The organism is Ferroacidibacillus organovorans (genome assembly GCF_001516615.1).
Lineage (GTDB): Bacteria > Bacillota > Bacilli > Alicyclobacillales > SLC66 > Ferroacidibacillus > Ferroacidibacillus ferrooxidans_B.
In genome coordinates this window covers 1-2,229 of sequence record NZ_LPVJ01000041.1, presented here as the reverse complement: position 1 = coordinate 2,229, position 2,229 = coordinate 1, and the positions used below count along the sequence as shown (strand labels likewise).

2 protein-coding genes and 3 pseudogenes are annotated in these 2,229 nt (G+C 47.5%); all 5 read right to left on the bottom strand.

What is annotated here, in order from left to right; genetic code table 11:
• Positions 1 to 394, bottom strand: a 394-nt coding sequence (locus ATW55_RS09750) for a beta-ketoacyl synthase N-terminal-like domain-containing protein (protein ID WP_268753391.1), incomplete at its 3' end; no start/stop codon positions are given.
• Positions 395 to 531: 137 nt separating this feature from the next.
• Positions 532 to 764 (bottom strand): annotated as a pseudogene (locus tag ATW55_RS09745) (acyl carrier protein).
• Between the two features lie 25 nt (positions 765 to 789).
• Positions 790 to 1,035, bottom strand: a pseudogene (locus ATW55_RS09740) (SDR family oxidoreductase); the annotation flags it as partial.
• Positions 999 to 1,145 (bottom strand): hypothetical protein, encoded by a 147-nt coding sequence (locus ATW55_RS17335; protein ID WP_423742962.1) that lies wholly within the window; start codon positions 1,143 to 1,145, stop codon positions 999 to 1,001. The gene ATW55_RS17335 and the pseudogene ATW55_RS09740, both read right to left, overlap by 37 nt.
• Positions 1,146 to 1,343: 198 nt before the next feature.
• Positions 1,344 to 2,027 (bottom strand): annotated as a pseudogene (locus ATW55_RS17330) (PAS domain-containing protein); the annotation flags it as partial.
• Between the last annotated feature and the right edge of the window lie 202 nt (positions 2,028 to 2,229).

The following is a 2,229-nucleotide window of genomic DNA, read 5'->3' as shown; positions in this document are numbered from 1 at the left end:
AAAAAGGACTCACCCGTTTTGGTCCGCGTTCCAGAAGCGTCCGATGTTGGTCTTCAAGCGTTGCAAGGCCGCCAATGCCTGAACCGATATAAACCCCAACGCGCGGCGCCACTTCCTCTGTAATCACGAGACCCGCTTGGTCCATCGCCATTTTCGCCGCAGCCACTGCAAACTGCACAAAGCGGTCCATTCTGCGCGCTTCCTTGCGATCAATATAATCTTCTGGTACAAAATCTGAGATACTCGCGGCAATTTTTGTCGAAAAGTCTGTCACATCAAACGCTTCTATGCGACGAACCCCAGACTTTCCTGTTTTTAGCGACTCCCAAAAAGAGGGAATCCCGATCCCAACAGGTGTGACAGCACCCATCCCTGTTACGACAACGCGGCGCATCGACACACTTCACTCCTCCTCATCCATCACACCGTAATCCATAGACACCTTCACAAATTTGCTCCAAAGCATACCCGACACCTTTGTCCATGACCAGAAAAGCCCCGCACGGGGCGGGGACTCGTATGAATGAAGGATTACTCGCGGGACTGAATGTACTGTACAACATCGCCAACCGTTGTGATTTTTCCGCATCTTCGTCTGAGATTTCAAGGTCGAACTCATCTTCCAGTTCCATCACCAACTCCACAACATCCAGCGAGTCGGCTCCCAAATCATCTTTAAAGGACGCATTTAACGCAACCTGCGACTCTTCCACGCCGAGGCGGTCCACAACAATGCGCTTTACGCGCTCGAATACATCGGACATACTGTCACCTCCTTGCCAGAGTATACTACATGACTAATCCGCCGTCGACTTGCAATACTTGACCGGTTATATAGGATGCACGGTCCCCAGCCAGAAAGCGGATGAGCGACGCGACATCCTCCGGCCGCCCCAGTCGTCCAAGCGGAATCTGATCAGCCAATTTTTCACTAAGTTCCGGCGCGAGCTTCTCCGTCATTCGCGTTGTGATGTACCCAGGTGCAATGACATTGACTGTCACCTTGCGGCTCGCGAGTTCCCGAAGGGTTGTTTTGATCTCAAAAGTGTGTCAGACTGTATCCCCTCCCCCTCATCCGCAAACGTGACGACAACCCGATCACATGAACCAACAAGCGAGATCTGGAGATTACCTCCTGATTTCATGGATTCGATCGCATTTTTCATCATATTGATGAATACCTGTTTCAACTGATTGGAATCACAGTATACAAACAATTCATCTTCCTCAAAGTCTGCCAACAAGCAAACATTGCAGAGCAATGCTTGCGCACAAAGTAAAACCATGACCTCTTCTAAAACTTGTTTTAACAGATGTACTCTAAACTCGATAGCCTGCGGTTTGGCCAGCATCAACATCTCATGAAGGATCATTTCGATACGCTGCAACTCCGATTGAATGATCTCGGAATATTTTCCACCATTCTCATCCGTGAGCAACTGCATAAACCCTTTAAGGGATGTCAAAGGATTCCGAATCTCGTGAGCGAGACCTGCAGCCAATTGTCCAACTGCAGAGAGTGTCTCCGAGCGAACCATCGTATCCTCTGCCAACTTTCGCGACGTTATATCCTGCACGATTCCAAAGAGACGTAGAGGGGTTCCCTTTGAATCACAAAGCTTCATTGCAATCGAGTGCACCACATGAATGCTTTGATTCGCATGAACCAAACGAAACTCAATATCCATGAACTCTTCGGGTAGGGAAAATTTTTCCTTCACGAATGCAGAATCCTCTGGATGAATGAACGAATAGATTTCCTCTTCTGTCGGAGTTGAATCGTCTTGCGAAATCCCCCAAATTCGATACATTTCATTGGACCAAAACAGTTCTCCACTCTGCAGATCCTTATCCCAATAACCCAGTCCCGCGATCTTCTGCGCGAGTTTCAATCCTTCTTTACTGCGTCTCAAATCCGACTCAATGATTTTGCGTTCTGTGATATCTCGACCAATGCCAATGACACCTTTGATGGATCCGTCCGTATCTCTCTGAATCGAGCAAACCGTTTCAATCCAAATATAATATCCCGCTTTATGTCTTCATGAGTTATGCAGTTGTCCCCAATAATTGGGTATTGGTAGGTTCAAACCATCTCATTTCCATGAGTTATGCAGTTGTCCCCAATAATTGGGTATTGGTAGGTTCAAACCTCATTTCCAGTTTCGTTGGCCAAAAATCGCGTATAAGTCTTGCAAATTTCTTTGCGGGTGTGTCAAGATCAATCAT